Origin of the sequence: Litorilituus lipolyticus, from assembly GCF_006439335.1 — a bacterium.
GTDB lineage: Bacteria > Pseudomonadota > Gammaproteobacteria > Enterobacterales > Alteromonadaceae > Colwellia > Colwellia lipolytica.
In genome coordinates this window covers 255,578-273,044 of sequence record NZ_SAWY01000036.1, presented here as the reverse complement: position 1 = coordinate 273,044, position 17,467 = coordinate 255,578, and the positions used below count along the sequence as shown (strand labels likewise).

Genomic DNA, 17,467 nt, shown 5'->3' with positions numbered 1-17,467 from the left:
AGGGGCTAAATCAATATAGTTTTTATGGTTATTTGTTAAATTCGATTTTCTTTTAGTAATATTGAATCCTAAATACTCTATATTTGACCCCTTATGAAATTTGAAGAGCATGGTATATTTGAAGTTAAAGTAGAGGGACGGTTATTGCTTGTTGAGGCAACCGGACCTTTTAATGAAGAATTAATTAACCAGTACCAAAGCGCACTTAAATCTTGCATAAACACACTACAAGGTTCAAGTTGGAATCAAGTCATAACACTACATGATATGAGCTTGTTTACGCCTGAAGCCGAACAAGCACTAACCCATTCACTAATTGAAAGACATAATAAAGGGCTTGAATCATGCGGTGTTGTGATTGGTGATGTAAACTGTAAAGCATTAGTTTCGGCACAAATGAGTCGCTGTTATCAAAAAGCCAACGTTAAACATAAGTACTTTACTACTCTCGAAGAGGCCAAAGCTTGGCTTGGTTAATGAAAAACTTTACTTACTAATATTCATACAATTCATCGTTAGATTATAAAATAGATGTTATTATTAATGATAATGATTTGCTTAAACTCACTTTAGTATTTAATCGTCATTATGTTTTTGATAACTCACCTTAAAAAATCTCTCCAGATACTGCAACAGAGCAGCTCAGCCTTCACTGGAATTTTTTTTAATGTTTACTGCTATATATTCACGCTTATTTTATGCTTTAACTCCGTAGTACAAGCTAAGCAAATCGAGTTAGGTGAATTTAGAAGCGGAACCGTAGGAAAATACATTGAATATTTTCAAGAAACAGACCAAAAGCTCACTTTAGAACAAGCAAAGATTCACTTTGCCAAGCCCAACAAAGTTAAACAAGGTAATAACAACTCAATTTCCTTAGGTATTGGCGTAAAACCTGTCTGGATGAAATTTAGCGTTTCGAATAGTGATGACGTGCAATCACCATATCGACTCGCTATAGAAACACCTTGGCTTGATTACATTGATACCTGGCTAGTAAATGATCATAAGATAAGTAGACATATTATTGGTGGAGATGGCATTGCATTTGAGCAACGGCCCATGCCTTATCGATTCTATGCGTTTGAGCATCAATTTCCAATTGGCGTTACTGATGTCTATATTCGTATAGAAAGCAAAGGTCCACTTGCCGTGCCTATTCACTTTAGCAATAAAGAAGAAGCAATAAAAAGGGATATTTCAGCAGCTTATGAATACGGTATCTTATATGGTATTTTATTTGCCTTAGCACTTTATAATTTGGTGCTTTTTATATTTATAAAACAAAAAGAGTATGGCTTATACAGCTTATATTTATTTGGTTTCGCCTTAAATAGCTTATCTTATACTGGGCAACTTCATACCATATTCACCTACAATATCGGCCCTTTATTTCAAGATTGGTTAGATATATTCTTAATGATTACCTATAGCATAGCCGGCCTACACTTTGCTAGAGCATTACTAAAGACTCAACAAGATGCACCGAAATTAGACAAATTTGTCACTAAAATTACTCTCATAGTTCCACTAGCGATGTTAGCTGGATTATTGTTTCAACAGCTCATCTTTTCAATGGCACTATCTTTCTTGCTAAATACAAGTTTTGTCATTTTATTTATTGCGATGGGGGTTTGTGCCTTAAATGCGAATAGACCATTTGCTAAGATATTTTTATTCTCTTCCGTTACTGCCGCAGTTTGTATCACCATATCTACGTTGGCTGTCGCGGGTATTTTAATCCCGTACAATGACTTTACTTTTAAGGCCATTGAAATAGGCATGACCTTCGAGGCATTTCTATTAGCCGTCATTTTAGCAAAACAGTTTAGAATGGCAAAAATGGATAAACTAGTTGCTGAAAGTTATGCTAGAACTGACGCTTTAACAGGCATCAATAACCGTCGTGGATTTCAAGAAGCAACCTATTCAGCTTGGCATAGCATAGCAAGAACTGGTCGTGATGCATCCATAGTGCTAATAGACTTAGATAGCTTCAAACAAGTTAACGACAAGTTTGGTCATGATGCGGGCGATACAATTTTACGCACCGTAGCAACTTGTATAGCAACAACTATCCGCAAAGCCGATATTACCGCAAGATGGGGAGGCGAAGAGTTTATTATATTCTTACCTGAAACACCTCAAGACCAAGCAGCCGTGCAAGCTGAACGAGTAAGAGTGGCGATAGAAAAGCTGCAGACTTATATAAATAGTACCCCATTAACTGTTACCGCAAGTTTTGGTGTTGCTGGCAGTGAACATAACCGCTTCAACAATACTGAGTTATCTGTAAATGCCTTTGAACAAATGGTAAAAGCTGCCGATGAAGCTCTTTACCTCGCCAAAAATAATGGTAAGAATAGAATTATTATAAGCCAAGCAGATGGCCAACTTACACAGCATCTACCAAAAACTCATTAGCTTAAACGCTGTAAATATTTAAGATGATAAGCAAATTATTTCTCCGTTATTAATCCTACTTTTAGCGTCAAATACAATGATTTGTACTACACTTGAGCTATTCATACTCAATTATTAAGTCAATGAAGCTTAAATATAAAATTCTCATTGTCCTCTTACTATGTGGTTTTTTTCCTTTAGCCATCTCTTTTATTTTCGCTATTTGGCAAAGCTCAAACACAACCAATGAAGTCGTATTAGATAACGTAAAAACCAGTCTCAATGTTTCTTCAGCGCAACTTGACGGTTTTTTTAAATCAAGACTCGCTGAAATTGAATTGTTAGCAATCCAACCAGCAATAACAAGCATGAATTTCACTCAAATGAAACCCGTGCTCATGGATGCACTTGCTATTAAAAAAACATATTATGAAAAGTTTATCGTAGGTCGACCCGACGGTTCTTTTCATAATACCTCTGGTGGAAATCCAGATGTCATGATGTTGAGAACGACCGATGATACTTCACCTACAGCGCAACCGAAAAGCATTAGAAATAGAGATTATTGGCAACACACCGTTTTAAACAACACTGAAAATATTCCGACAATCTATGTTTCAAATCCTATGATTTCATTTACAACAGGTGTGAAACAAGTGGTGGTCGCCTCAAGCATTATTGATGATCAGGGGCAGGTGTCAGGTTTACTTGGTGCAGCCTTACCATGGCAAAATATCAAAACGTTAATGAACAACATGCAAGATAAACTCTCAGCTGAATTTTCAGGTTTAGCAAATCTTGCTTTAATTAGTAAAGACGGCACCTATTGGTATCATTGGCAGGCAGATCACGTTATTCAATTAGCAAAAGATGAAGACAATAATGTCATTAAAAATACCGATGGTGAAAATACGACTAAAAGCACCAATATCGCGCAACTTATGCCAGATCACGCCGATAAAATTGCCGAAGTAACTAATCAATCTGGTATGTATCACTTTACTAATCTACAAGACGGTCAAAAACTCCATCACTTATTTTATTCAATCCCGTCAACAGGATATTTATTGCAGCTAACGGTTAGTGATCAAATACTGGTAGCGAAAACCCATGAGCTTATCTATTTTTTAAGCATTGCTTTCATCCTATCAACTGTGGTTGCCTTCATTTGGCTTATGTATTTCTCCAGTAAAATTTTACTTCCACTGCAACAATTTACTGAAAAAATTCGTCACATCAACAAAAACGAACTCAAAGAAATTCCTCACCACAGTAGCACAGAAGAATTTAGTCAATTATTCGATGAATTCAATAAAATGCTAACAACTGTCGCCGAAAATAAAAAAGTACTATTTAACAGTGAACAACGCTTTGCATTAGCCATGAAAGGGGCCAATGATGGCCTCTGGGATTGGGACATAATAAATAACACTATTTTCTTTTCTGCCCGTTGGCTTGAAATGCTTGGTTATAACGAGCACGAACTCCCTGCAGAGATTGGCACCTGGGAAAGCCTCATCTATGAAGATGACAAAACCAAAGTCCAATCCATTTTAGCGGATTATTTAGCGGGTAAAACACCCTTTTATAAAACCGAATTTCGCATGAAACATAAACAAGGACACTTAGTAAATATTTTAACCCGAGGTTTTGTACTTCGAGATCCTGAGAGTAACGAGCCAATTCGCATGGTGGGCACGCACATTGATATTACTGAGCAAAAGAAACACGAAGAGCAACTTAAAAACATTAATACTACCTTGGAAAAAAGAGTCTTAAGAAGAACCCAAGAATTAGCTAACACCAATAAAAAATTGATCGAAAAAACTGCGGCAGCAGAAGATGCCAACAAAGCAAAAAGTTTATTTTTAGCCAATATGAGTCATGAAATTAGAACACCAATGAATGGCATTATAGGTTTAACTGAACTCATGTTTAAAACACATATTAATGATGAGCAACAAAACTACTTAGAGCAGTTAAAGCAATCATCAGATCATTTAATGCATATTCTCAACGATATTTTAGATATTTCAAAAATCGAAGCCGGAAAGTTAGATATAGAGTCAGCGACCTTTGATCTGAAAAAAACGATATTTTCTGTTATTGATGTCTATCAACATCAAGCAGAAAAAAAGTTACTCGCACTAGATATTCATATGGACGATGACTTGTTTACCTTAGTAAGAGGTGATTCTGTTAGATGCTCCCAAGTATTAGGTAACTTATTATCAAATGCTATAAAATTCACCGACAAAGGCAGTATTACCTTAAGCTTAACCCGTGAAAAAAACTCTGATTATGTTGATTTTACCGTTACAGATACTGGCATTGGCATTTCAGCAACACAACAGCAAAAACTCTTTTCGACGTTTGTGCAAGCCGATGATTCAACCACACGAAACTATGGCGGCTCGGGCTTAGGCTTAGCTATTTGCAAAAACCTAATTGATTTAATGGGCGGTAGCATTCAACTCACGAGTGAAGAAAATAAAGGTAGTCATTTTCACTTTACAATATATCTCCCCATCGTATCTATAGAGTCTACTGAAGAGTCAAGCGACACTGAAATAACACCAGAAAATCAAATAGTCAACTCAGAACAACTCAAAGCAAAGCTGTTCAATAAAAGTGTATTATTGGTAGAAGACAACAGAATAAACCAAGTCATCGCCAGTAAAATGCTAACAGAATTTGGCATGAAAATTACCTTAGCTAAAAATGGATTAGAAGCTGTTGAATTAGCCAAGCAATCGCTTTTTGATATTATTTTGATGGATATACAAATGCCTGTGATGAATGGTTATGAAGCCACTCATGGCATCAGAAAATTACCACAATATGAAACCATTCCAATTATTGCCATTACAGCCAATGCGATGAGTGATGACAAAGAAACCAGTATTCAAGCAGGTATGAACGGACACATTACCAAACCCATTAATTCAGTAAAGCTACTTGTTACGCTAGCCAATTATTTTACTATCTAGCGTGCTGCTCTTCGGCTGGCAAATATAACGAAATCAAGCCAGCAATTGCGATAAAGCATGATGACATTAATAAGCATGCTTCTATGCCGTATTGTTGAAATATCCAACCCGATAACACTGTACCTAGTAATCTACCCATTGCATTGGCCATGTAGTAAAAACCAACATCGAGCGACACACCATCTGCACTGGCCAAACTAACAATTAAATAACTGTGCAAAGATGAATTTATGGCAAAAAGAAAACCAAAAGCTAACAACCCAAAAATTAAAATATGCAATGGATACCAACTGCTATAGATAGCCAGAGCAATTATTATAGGAATAAACACTATGGCAAACGCCCAATATACCGCCATACGAGCGGTTATCTCTTTTTTCTCACTTTTTAGTATCTTAGGTGCGATTGTTTGCACAATACCATAGCCAATTACCCATGATGCAAGAAAGCCGCCCACCCACCAATGATCCCAATTAAAAGCTTGAGATAAAAAGACAGGCAGTGCTACAACAAACCAAACATCTCTGGCAGCAAAAAGAAATAACCGTGCTGCCGATAAGGTATTTATAGCGGCACTCTTTGAAAAAATATCAGTAAACTTAGGCTTATTTTTCGCTCGACCTAACTCTCCTTGTAAAGCATATAAGCTATATAACCAAACCATTAGTAATACACTAGCCATAAGGAGCATTGCCCCTTTAAAACCAACGGTCGTTAGTAAGATGCCTCCTAAGAAAAAGCCAATGCCTTTTAGAGTGTTTTTAGAGCCAGTTAACATAGCGACCCACTTAAACAGCGTGCCCTCTTCTCCTTGCGCCACCAGAGACTTAATCGCACTTTTGGCGCTCATTTTGTTTAAATCTTTTGCTATGCCTGAAAGAGCTTGAGCTAGCATAACGTACATCACAGATAACCATTCACTTGGCATAGCCAACATAATTAAAGCGACTATTTGAATACCTAAACCTATATTCATAGTACGATTTAACCCTAGCCGAGCTCCTAACCAGCCACCGATTAAATTTGTTACTACACCAAAAAATTCATAAAACAAAAATAACATGGCAATACTTAACGGGCTGTATCCAAGTTGATGGAAATATAGCACCACTAGCATGCGTAAGGCACCATCAGTTAAGGTAAAAGCCCAGTAATTACCCGTCACAATTAAGTACTGCTTAATTTCATGAGATAAATGGCTAAATAAAGTCATAGGTCAAAATCACCTAACAAATAGAGCGGGCAACTTTTAAAGTTAGTTCGGCTGTTCTGTTTGCATAGCCCCATTCATTGTCATACCACACATAGAGCTTAACTTGGGTACCATTAACCACCATGGTTGATAATGCATCAACAATACTAGAGCGAGGATCTGTTTTATAGTCTATCGACACTAATGGTTTTTCCTCATAACCTAAAATATCTTTTAACTCACCCTCAGCTGCAGTTTTCATCAACGTATTAATCTCAGCTTCAGTCGTTGCTTTCTCTAATTCAAACACGCAATCTGTGATAGAGGCATTCGCTAAAGGTATACGTATCGCATGGCCATTTAATTTACCTTTTAAATCAGGAAAGATATGAGTAATTGCCGTTGCAGAACCCGTTGTCGTTGGAATAAGGCTCATGCCACATGCTCTAGCGCGTCGAAGGTCTTTATGAGGAGCATCAAGAATAGTTTGCGTATTAGTAATATCATGAATTGTTGTCATTGAACCATGCTTAATACCAATCCCCTCTTGCAGAACTTTTACTACAGGCGCTAAACAGTTAGTAGTACATGACGCAGCTGTAACAATATCATGCTGGTCAACTTGGTATAAATCATCATTAACGCCCATAACAATATTTAGCACACCTTCTTCTTTAACGGGTGCGGTAACCACAACTTTTTTCACGCCTTGATCTAAATACTGTTGAAGAACAGATTTCTTTTTCATTTTACCTGATGCTTCAATGACAACATCACAGCCTGACCAGTCAGTTTCCGCAATACTAGTGTTTTGTGTCACTTTAATGGCGTGATTATTAATGATGATATGGTTTTCATCATGATTAACTTCATTTGCCCATATGCCATGGACAGAATCATATTTAAGCAAATGAGCTAATGTTTCTGCGTTTCCTGCTGGATCATTAATTTGTACAAACTCTATATCTGACCATTCAAAAGCTGCACGTAGTGTTAAACGCCCCATGCGGCCAAAGCCATTAATTCCTACTTTAATTGTCATTTCTTTTACCTTAAATATGTATTAATTATTGTGAATTTCTTGTCATTATTAGTTGTTTAAAGCGACTGGTTTTGCTTGAACCAATGTTGAGTTTTGTTGGCAAACGCAACCAGTGACAACATAACGGGTACCTCAACCAATACACCTACCACAGTTGCCAATGCTGCACCTGAATGTAAACCAAATAAGGAAATTGCTACAGCAACCGCCAATTCAAAAAAGTTAGAGGTGCCAATTAAACAAGCTGGCGCAGCAATATTAAATTTTAGTTTTAGCTTTAATGCAGCAAAGTAACTAATAAAGAAAATACCGTAAGTTTGAATTACCAAAGGGATAGCGATCAAAACAATATCTTTTGGCTCGGCTAATATTGTCTTAGCTTGAAAACCAAATAACAGCACAACCGTTGCTAATAGGCCCATGATTGAAAAAGGCTTCACTTTTGCTAAAAAGTCACTAATTGCTCCTTCATCTTTTGATGATTTATTTAACAGGTTACGCACTATTGCACCAACAACCAGCGGTAATACCACATAAAGTACAACCGATAAAAATAGCGTATTCCAAGGAACATGAATATCAGTCACACCAAGTAAAAAGCCTGCAATCGGTGCAAAGGCAAATATCATGATGACATCATTAACAGAGACCTGAACTAAGGTATAATTCGCATCACCTCGAGTAAGTTGTGACCAAACAAAGACCATTGCAGTACACGGAGCAACACCCAATAAAATCATACCTGCAATGTATTCTTGTGCAGTATCTGCAGAAACATAATCAGCAAATATTCCTTCAAAAAACAGCCAGCCCAGTAAAGCCATAGAAAAAGGCTTAATTAACCAATTAATGATGAGAGTTAACACTAATCCTTTCGGATTATTACCTACTTCTTTGATAGCTGAGAAATCTATCTGCACCATCATTGGAAAAATCATTACCCAAATAAATACCGCCACTACAACATTGACATGAGCAATTTCTAACGAGGCGATTAAAGCAAATGCCTCAGGGAAGATGCTCCCTAATATCACACCAGCAACTATACAAAGCCCAACCCAAACTGATAAGTAACGCTCAAAAATTCCCATACCTAATTCCTTAATATCAATGACACTAATTGCAAAAACTAGCTATGCGGTTCGGACGTTCACCCATCGCATTTAATCGCGCTAATTCTTTCTGAATGAAAATTGGCTCATTTACCACCGTAGAAGTGATAATAGTTTTCATCCATGTGGGTAGAGTTGGATTCAAAAAGTAATAAACCCACTGTTGGTTTTTTCGTACAGCCAGTAACCCTGATTTTCTTAGCTGAGCCAAATGACGTGATACTTTCGGTTGGCTTTCTTCGCCGAGTGCAGCCATGAGTTCACAAACACAAAGTTCTTTTTCAACCACAATAAGTAGCAAGGTTTTCAAACGAATATCATCTGCTAATGCTTTATAGAAGTTCGTTGGTGTTAACGACGCTGAAGAAATATCCTGATATTCATGCATAAAGTTTTTTATACGTTCATTGATTTCTTGTAACGTTTTTTCGAAAGGGTTTATATCTTTTCTTGTGCGTGGTTCAGGAAAACTCCATGCAAGGCAATTAGTTCCGTCAATTCTGTTTTCACATTCTAGTACTGCTTGATCACATAAGGTAATCACATAATCAAAATGTTGGTCTACATACTCATCTACACTCTGTGACTGCAAACCATCAACAGATAAACCAAAGTGTTCAATCGCTTTTAAAGCATTCTCATCAACAGCCGTAGGGCTAGCACCCGCACTAAATACCTGAAACTTATCTTTGCCATGATGCCTTAATAAAGCTTCCGCCATAATTGAGCGAGCCGAATTTTCTGTACATAAAAAAAGAACTTTCATAGTTAATACCTTGTATAGCATGGCCGCCATTGTATATAACAAATTTGTTATATACAAGACGATCAGTAAATTTAACCAATGGCATTAAGCATGAAAGGTAAAAGATCAGGTGAAATCGGAATACCGTGATATTAAAGAAATAGTAACAAAACGTATCAAAACCTAGTCTTTAACTCGCATTAAATAACTTTTGATCTACACTGAGGCTTGTACGATATTTAACCTCAACTCGGGATAAGAAATTAGCTAGCTATTTTAAATGTATGTAAATTTAAATTTTTCATTGCTCTAGCTTGGAGATTTTTTTTATTACAAGGCAAATAAACTACTAGAAAGCAAGTTGTTATCCCGAGTTGAGATTAGTTATACAAACAAAGAAAATTACACTAAAGGAATAAAGAAATGGAATTCAACACACCACAAGCAATTCGAAAAATTAAACTCTCTAAACAAGACAATTTACTGATAAATGGAAAAAAGCAATGTAAGTTGCAAGCAATGACTTTTGCGCTTAACTATCACAGGATAGATGTGACTGATACGCCATATGGATTGAAAATTAGAGGTACCGTGCCTGTTGGCATGTGATGATGTATAAATCTTAAATGGTGATTAGCAAGGTTAAACTGTTGGGCCAATTCATCTCTTTTGAATACATAGTAAAGAGAATAGAGCTTTATCTCCCACTCTCCACTTTCTTTGCTAATCACAAAATATTATTAATATCACGGCTTTAAAAGTGAATATTCAGGTAGTTTTTTGCTAATGCCTTCATCTCTTCGTCAGTATCAAATTGCACGATGGTTTCTGCATTGTTGTCTTTAATTTTTATCTGATTTTGTAATAGTGTAATAACACCATTTTCAGTATGTAATGCCGCAACATAAGCTTGTGTAAAAATAGAACCCTTACTAGTGGAAGTGTAATGGTTGCCGTATTCTATATCCCCTATACAAACATGTTCAAAATCAAAACTATATAAATTAGACCACTCATCATCCAACCACAGCTGTAGCATAGTGCCAAACTGCGAATCGGCAATAAACCGAAATATTTGTTTATCACAATGAATCTCTTCATCATAAATCAATTTTAATGGCGCTCTAGGAGAGTTAGAGCCAAAGCCAACATCAACAAGCCATTGTTCTGACCCTATCATCACTAAAGAAACTTGATGACCACGGCCTGTTGTAACTCCTGCGACATGAACTCTAGCTAATAGCGCTCTAGCATCGAAACCAAACGATTGCATAGCAGATAATAAAAGGCTGTTTAACTCGAAACAATAACCACCTCTAAAATTATTCACTAACTTATTAAAAACAATCTCAGGATTTAAATCGATTAAGCCATTTAACATGACATCGAAATTTTCAAATGGAATAGTGAATAACTGCGCATTATGTAGTTTGTATAAACTGGTAATATCGACATGAATATCGTCTGTTATACCGAGCCGTTGTAGATACTTCTTTTCATTAAAAACACTCAAGAGCGACTCCCTAGTAAAACAAAAACGCAATAAATTAATTCATACCTTTGTTAGTCATGATATTTTCAGATCAATTTTGAATATTTTCTCAGGCTTCATCTTACCGCCAAAATTAGACGTTTCACCGACTTCACTTACTAATAGACCATGTTGTTTGGCAGCTGAATATATGGCAGCTTTCGACGCATTATTTTCTTTGGTTATGGTAGTGAAAATTTTGCGATATTGCTGTGTTTTAGCTGACAAGATAAAAGCGGAAACTAGTTTTTTTCCAATTCCGCTCCCTTGATATGCTTTACTTACCGCAAATTGCCAAAGTAATACGCTGTCATGACTGTTTCTACCAAACAGATAACCCACAACTAGATTATTTTTCAACGCGACAAAAAACAACCCGGGATCAAAATATGCCGCCTGCCAAAGCGTATAGTCAGTGTGATGGTCCACTTCAGGTGTACTATGCATCAACTCAAGTACAGAGTTTGCATACTCTTCTTTAAACAAAACAATTTCAATCTGGCTCATTAAATCAACACTTCCTGCTTGCACATTTACGTCACTCTCAATCAATACAAAATGACGCCTAAATAAGGGGTTTCCACAGATATGAAGAACTAAGGCCTTATGACTCTTCTTTATCAAACAATTCCATTAAGCCCAGCAATGCCGCAAAAAGCACAGCGCCTACTGGCCAAACAATCCACGTAACACCCCAATCCATGGTCCATAAACTCCAACCAAGAAAAACTGCCGTTAATAATGGCCAATAAAACGCTGCCAACTTCTCAGCCCTTTTGGTGCGTTTACTTTTTTCAGAATCACTATGGTCTTTTAGGATATTATTATAAGCATCAAATCTAGCTGAAACAGGTAGCAAAATAAAAATCCCAATTGAGATAATGAGCATAAGTACTATTAGCATCATTAATACAGTGTCCGAGCCGCCCGAAAACACGCTAACAAACATCAAAGGGACAAAGCTGATAATAAATAAGAAAATACTAATAGATAATCTAAGATTATAAGTGGCTCTAAATTTTTCTAATTTTTCAGTAAAAACACTGTGAACACCATAAGCCAATTCAAACTGTTCATTATCTATTAGCGCAATTTCACTATCAAATTGGTTAGTCTTTATAAAAAAGCTTACTGCAATTGAAACTAAGATCAAAACACCTAACACGCCCATTGCCGCAGCAATATCACCCGTTATCCCCATTCGAGTAGTTTCTGCCATTGCCAAAAAGAAAAATAATGGCACAACTGAGCAAAGGCATAAGATCACACCTTTAGTGACTAAGTACGAGATTGCCACTTTGCTTTCTACGTATTTTAAAGATTGCTCCAAAGTAACTTGCATTGCACTAGGGGTATTGTTTTCACCCACACTTTTTGAAACTTCATATTCATCCTTTAATAGAAAGTCTGTTGAAACATCAAATATTTCTGCAAGCTTAATAATTTTATTCAAATCAGGAATGCTATTAGTGCTTTCCCATTTTGAAACTGACTGTCTAGAAATACCCATTTTTTCCGCTAATTCTTCTTGCGACCAACCTAGCTTCTTTCTTAATTGGATAATTTTTTCTGCTAATATCATAGTGTTCTCTTTTTCATTCAATGTTGAGTGTTCAGCATAGAAAAACGGTCAGTTGCAAACCAGCAAGCCAAGTTGTTAATTTGTCAACCAGCGGTTGCGAATTGAATTTTATTAGTAAATTTAAAGGTTTATTTAGGTGCGAGCAAGAAAGTTTTGCTCTTTACAACACGTGATATGCTTATTGAAATGATGAGTAACCAGCTAGCCTTTTGAAGACTAGCTGGTTAAAACTTTACGCATAAAAACAAAATGACAGCATGATATCTAGCCTTGATATTTATAAATCTTCCCCAAGTGCCGCCAATCAGCATTTTTACAATGAATGTTGGAATAGGTAACTACTCTTCATTCATTAAACAAGTTCAGATTCGGCTTGTTTAACCAATTTTTGATACCAAAATGACGCAGCTAGAATAAATACGCCTATGCCCATAAAGAGCATAACTTTCTGCCATAGTAATGCATTAGCCGCATCGACCAATGCAAGTTTAGTGATACCTAACAAAATCAGAGCAAAACTGTATTTAACAGTAAAGACTCGCCTGTCTTTCAAAAAGAGAATGATTGCTCCATGAACCGCTAATGCAGGAGCAACTAATAAATCCAAACGATAATCAACCAATGATGTAAACAGCGTGATATAGGTAATGGCAGCAATAGTATGAAGAAATAAGTCGCCATGTTGTCCAACTAAGCGGCCTAAGCGCGTATCAATAAATAAAGCGTGTTTTTGATAAAGGGCGCCTATTAAAAACATTACCGGTATACATGCGTACATGGCGTTGAAATAAGTTAACCACCAGGCCACAATAACTAACATAATATTGATAATAGCTATGGTGAGCTCGTTTCGTTTAACATGTTCTGAAAGGTTCAGCATAGTCATATAGGCAACCCAAAGCATCGCCATAAAAATAAGACCTATTAATAAGCTATTAGTTTGAAATCCTATTATGCTTGGTAGTGCAAAACCTAGAGATATAAGCCCACAGCTACAGATGAACTGGCAAAGTTCTGATTGAGAAACTTTTTTATCAAAGTAGAAAGCCGCACTATAAAAAATCATAAACCCTATTAACGCAACGAGGCCATATATCAGCGTTAATTGCCCTACCAACAAGATCAAAGCAAGGCTCGCTAACAAAGTAAGTACTTTGACTTCTTTCACCAATAATTGATGCTTAACTTTTTGAGCAAAGAACAATGCGATTAGCGGTGACATCCAAATTACCATTAATGCATTTTCATCAAACCTACGTATAACGGAGCCGACCCAGCATACTGGGAGCAACATATAAAATAGTATTCTGGCCGATTCTGCAATTTCTTTTATTGCACTATCTGGCTGATACTTCCGATAAAATGCAGACCATAACCATAATTGCACAAACGCCGAGATAACAGCCACTTTGGCAAAAAGAGGCAACATCATGAAACGATAACTATCAACCATTAATACACCGTTATAAGCGTAAAATAGCGGCACTAATATCAATGCCGAAGCAAAGATTTCAATAGAGACTTGCTTACATTGCTTAGCCCTAAATAACAGCAGCAACTGCAATAAAATAACCATAGCGCCAGTCCAGTCACCTAGCCATAAATTTAAACTCGCAATAACTAATACAGACAGCCAAATCACTTCAACTAGCTGTAAAAAAGGCTTGATTTTGTTCTGGGTTACTTTATCAAAAATGTTTGAATTACTTATTAATCTTTGCCACGTGCCAAGAACAACAATAATCACAATCGATAATAACCAACCATCAGCAGACTTTAACGCTGGCAGTGGAAAATACCTCAGTAGTGCCGACCAACAATATATTAATGCTAAAGAAGTTAAAACCTGTCCCTGATTTATTACCGTGGTCATTGCATACTTGCGACCAATAAAAAGTAATAGCATGCCTTCAACAGCCCAAGCAATACCCCAGTATGCATTACTAATTGAACTAACAACCGCTAAAACAGCCCACAAAGCAGAGAGTAAAATAAGAACATGAGTTAAGTTGTGCCTGATTCTATAAAATAATGTGCTAGTAAAAGCTGAAATAGCAGCATTTAGCGCAAAACATGCAGTCATTTGTGTTGAAAATAGCGTACCCGCTTGAAAGAAAAGTAATATTGTTGCTCCAACTAATGCGGCCAATAAAACTAAGACTCTATAGTTTGAGTCTGTAGCTTTAATTAATGTCATTGTGATATAGGTAAAAAATAACAAGTAAAACAGATTTACTAGCCAAGCTGAAACACTTACCGTTTCAACGCCTATGGTCCACTCTAACGCTACAATACAAAAGGCTAAACTTACATTAGCAAGCCACGAAGCACTTATTCTGTAAGCTAAAATCAAGCTACTGGTCGTAACAAATGCTAAAGACATCAAGTAATAAAAGGGCTCTACTTGAATGGTATTTGACAGTATAGGCATAGTAGCTATCCCTATAATACCAAGGCTAGCCACTATTTTAGTATCAAGCCAAAGAGCTAAAAAATGACAAATTAAGGCTATTAACAAGTATAAAAATAACACAGCAATATTAGGGATTATTTCGTAAACACTACCTGAAAAGTAAATGGTGCTATATGACAATAAAATACCCAGGGTTACAATGGCAGTAGCAAACTCTGAAAATTTCGTTTTAAGTTTTAATGCGATGCCCACACCCATTACAAATACCGCGGCAACGCACATTAATAGGGACTTAGATCCAGCCCCGAGTTGATCTATTAATAACTGCATCAAGTAACCAAAGCCCGCTAAAGTTAAGGCTATTCCAACAATAGTTAGAATAAAAATACCTAGCATGCCGCGATCTTTGTATGTCTGATAAATCTTTGTAACGGGTGAGAACCAATCGAAGAATGAAGATAGAATGGTTTGAAAAAAAAGTGTGATAAAGGACGGTTCAGCAGGTACAGAAGCTTTCACTTGGCTGTTCAGTGCTAAATATTCAGCTGCTGTTTCGGGGAGTAATGATTCTGTTTCCTGAATCTCACGTTGTACTTCTGTGATAGTGCTTTGTTCAAGGCTACTGGCAGAAGGGTTTTCTTGCTCAAGTAGCTCATTTAATCGCGCCTCTACAGCACTCACTCGTTCACTAAACTGAAGCTTTAATAACGCTAGTTCAGATCTAAGCGCTTTAACTTCTTGATTCATCATTACATCCTGTAACATTATAATTTAATACAGCATATTATGCGTCAAAGTAACTTGCAATGATGAAATTCATTCAAGATATAAGCTTCATCCATGAAGCCGTTTCATGCACTAATTAACAAATGCAGGTAGTACCCTTTCTGATGCTATCTGCATTGTCTTGTCATCTCTTTCATGGGCTGTGAAAACCATGAGTAAATCCAGTTCTTCAATCATAATAATATATTGACCGCCACCGCCTTGTGCTGATTGACTGTAGTAGTTTTTATTACCAACCTTCATATCTGCTTGCCAAAAGTAATAGCCATATCCTGGATTAGAAACCTTATCACTCACAAAGAACACATCCCCAGCATCAGGATGAACAAGCCTATTGGTAGCTTTCTTGATAAATGATTCGGAGATCAATTGCTCGCCATTCCACTTGCCATTATTCATGACCAGCGTTCCCCACTTGATCATATTCCTCGGTGTCATACTTGAACCATAAGGCCCCATCGGCAAGCCACTAGCGTCCTTTCGCCATTTATAGTTAGTAATGCCCATTTTATTAAGCAATTCTTTTTGAATAAAATCTTTCGCTGTACCAGGCACTACGACTTCAAGTACTTGCATTACCAATCGAGGATCTGCACCTTGGTAGTGAAATGTTTGTGATGCTGAAGTAATAATCGGGCTGTGCTCAAGATACGTTTGAATTTGACCTTGCCCTTTTAATTGCTTTGGATCTTTAGCAAATTCCTTTAACTGATCTCGCGTAATATGCATACCCGAGCGCATACTCATCGCTTTATGCAAAGTGATCTTATCTGCTCCTTCAACAGCTCGAGACAAATCTAGATCTTTAAGAAAGCCCACCAAAGGTTTATCTAAATCGGCCATGGTCAAGTAACCCAGTTGAATGGCACGGCCAATAGCTAAACTGAGGTAAGACTTTGTTGATGATGCTTGCATATGAGGTAAATCGACACGTCCTCTTCCATAATATGATTCAAACACCAACTTGCCTTGATGACTTATAAGCAGGCTATCGATGAGTCCATGTTGTTTATTCGCAATCTCCTTTGCCAACTTAACAATCATTTCTTTGTTACCATTATTGGCATCAAGTTCACCTACACCAAGCTTTCCTACAGGAATAGCATCTTTTCTTTGACTCGGTGAAGTATCTATATAAGCATTTTCTAGATAAGGCATATCCCAAAATGACAGCTTCGCATCAGCATCAGAAACCATCGGGGCAGCAATGTCTTTCTCTGAATCTTTGTTACTATCAGCTACTGCAAATGTATTTACACCCGTTAATAATGCGATTGCAATCAGTCGTGTACATTTTTTCTGAACGTGTTGTTTATTAATCATTGATTGTCTCCATATGACATCGTTTATTTTTATATTCTCAACCTTGATTGGGTTCATGTAACAATGGAACCAACGAAAATAGGTCTCAAAAATGAACTCATTAAGCCGGATATAAATTATTTCGTTCCTCACTAATAAAGCGCGAAATTACTTACTGTATTCAGCTTAAAGCTCAAGAAGGTATGTAAGTTATAGAAAGAAAAACTAAAATACCTGACGTTCAGCTGATTTTTGGATGACGTCATACTGATAAAAATAACTTTACTATTTATCAATTGGTTACAAAGTCATGTGTAGCAACCATCAGACACTATGCTACTATGCATTTCTTAGTTTATTTGTGAACTT

13 protein-coding genes are annotated in these 17,467 nt (G+C 36.7%); 4 read left to right on the top strand and 9 right to left on the bottom strand.

Annotation, left to right across the window (positions count from 1 at the left end):
- Window positions 1–93: 93 nt before the first annotated feature.
- The 3 genes from EPA86_RS14690 to EPA86_RS14680 all read left to right on the top strand — a co-directional run bounded on the left by EPA86_RS14690 (window position 94) and on the right by EPA86_RS14680 (window position 5,393).
- Window positions 94–477, top strand: a complete 384-nt coding sequence (locus tag EPA86_RS14690) for a hypothetical protein (RefSeq protein ID WP_140604924.1) — start codon at window positions 94–96, stop codon at window positions 475–477.
- A gap of 111 nt (window positions 478–588) precedes the next feature.
- Complete coding sequence (locus tag EPA86_RS14685) at window positions 589–2,424, top strand: sensor domain-containing diguanylate cyclase (protein ID WP_140604922.1); 1,836 nt, start codon at window positions 589–591, stop codon at window positions 2,422–2,424.
- A 122-nt stretch (window positions 2,425–2,546) separates the two neighbouring features.
- Complete coding sequence (locus tag EPA86_RS14680; protein ID WP_140604920.1) at window positions 2,547–5,393, top strand: ATP-binding protein; 2,847 nt, start codon at window positions 2,547–2,549, stop codon at window positions 5,391–5,393.
- Here EPA86_RS14680 and arsJ read toward each other — a convergent pair.
- The 4 genes from arsJ to EPA86_RS14660 are packed head-to-tail and all read right to left on the bottom strand — an operon-like array spanning window position 5,386 to window position 9,505.
- Window positions 5,386–6,606 carry an organoarsenical effux MFS transporter ArsJ gene (gene arsJ / locus EPA86_RS14675; protein WP_140604918.1) on the bottom strand — a complete coding sequence of 407 codons (1,221 nt, stop codon included), beginning with the start codon at window positions 6,604–6,606 and terminating at the stop codon, window positions 5,386–5,388. The genes EPA86_RS14680 and arsJ overlap by 8 nt on opposite strands.
- A 13-nt stretch (window positions 6,607–6,619) precedes the next feature.
- Window positions 6,620–7,627 carry an ArsJ-associated glyceraldehyde-3-phosphate dehydrogenase gene (locus EPA86_RS14670; RefSeq protein ID WP_140604916.1) on the bottom strand — a complete coding sequence of 336 codons (1,008 nt, stop codon included), beginning with the start codon at window positions 7,625–7,627 and terminating at the stop codon, window positions 6,620–6,622.
- 56 nt (window positions 7,628–7,683) lie between these two features.
- Window positions 7,684–8,718, bottom strand: coding sequence for an ACR3 family arsenite efflux transporter (arsB, locus tag EPA86_RS14665; protein WP_140604915.1), 1,035 nt, complete (start codon window positions 8,716–8,718; stop codon window positions 7,684–7,686).
- Between the two features lie 25 nt (window positions 8,719–8,743).
- A complete protein-coding gene (locus EPA86_RS14660; protein ID WP_140604913.1) occupies window positions 8,744–9,505 on the bottom strand; it encodes a metalloregulator ArsR/SmtB family transcription factor in 762 nt (253 codons plus the stop codon).
- Between the two features lie 402 nt (window positions 9,506–9,907).
- On the opposite strand from EPA86_RS14660, the gene EPA86_RS14655 reads away from it, so the two are divergent.
- A complete protein-coding gene (locus tag EPA86_RS14655) occupies window positions 9,908–10,093 on the top strand; it encodes a hypothetical protein (RefSeq protein WP_140604911.1) in 186 nt (61 codons plus the stop codon).
- Window positions 10,094–10,238: 145 nt separating this feature from the next.
- Here the strand turns inward: EPA86_RS14655 and EPA86_RS14650 are convergent, their stop codons facing one another.
- The 5 genes from EPA86_RS14650 to EPA86_RS14630 form a co-directional block, all read right to left on the bottom strand.
- Window positions 10,239–10,997: an arylamine N-acetyltransferase family protein gene (locus EPA86_RS14650; RefSeq protein ID WP_170309672.1), complete on the bottom strand. Its 759-nt coding sequence runs from the start codon at window positions 10,995–10,997 to the stop codon at window positions 10,239–10,241.
- 54 nt (window positions 10,998–11,051) lie between these two features.
- Complete coding sequence (locus EPA86_RS14645; protein WP_140604907.1) at window positions 11,052–11,567, bottom strand: GNAT family N-acetyltransferase; 516 nt, start codon at window positions 11,565–11,567, stop codon at window positions 11,052–11,054.
- A 52-nt stretch (window positions 11,568–11,619) separates the two neighbouring features.
- On the bottom strand, window positions 11,620–12,597 hold the full coding sequence (locus EPA86_RS14640; RefSeq protein WP_140604905.1) for a helix-turn-helix domain-containing protein: 978 nt from the start codon (window positions 12,595–12,597) through the stop codon (window positions 11,620–11,622).
- Between the two features lie 352 nt (window positions 12,598–12,949).
- The gene (locus tag EPA86_RS14635) at window positions 12,950–15,757 is read right to left on the bottom strand and encodes a DUF2339 domain-containing protein (RefSeq protein WP_170309671.1); all 2,808 of its coding nucleotides are present in this window, start codon (window positions 15,755–15,757) and stop codon (window positions 12,950–12,952) included.
- A 111-nt stretch (window positions 15,758–15,868) separates the two neighbouring features.
- Window positions 15,869–17,119 carry a serine hydrolase domain-containing protein gene (locus EPA86_RS14630; protein ID WP_140604901.1) on the bottom strand — a complete coding sequence of 417 codons (1,251 nt, stop codon included), beginning with the start codon at window positions 17,117–17,119 and terminating at the stop codon, window positions 15,869–15,871.
- Between the last annotated feature and the right edge of the window lie 348 nt (window positions 17,120–17,467).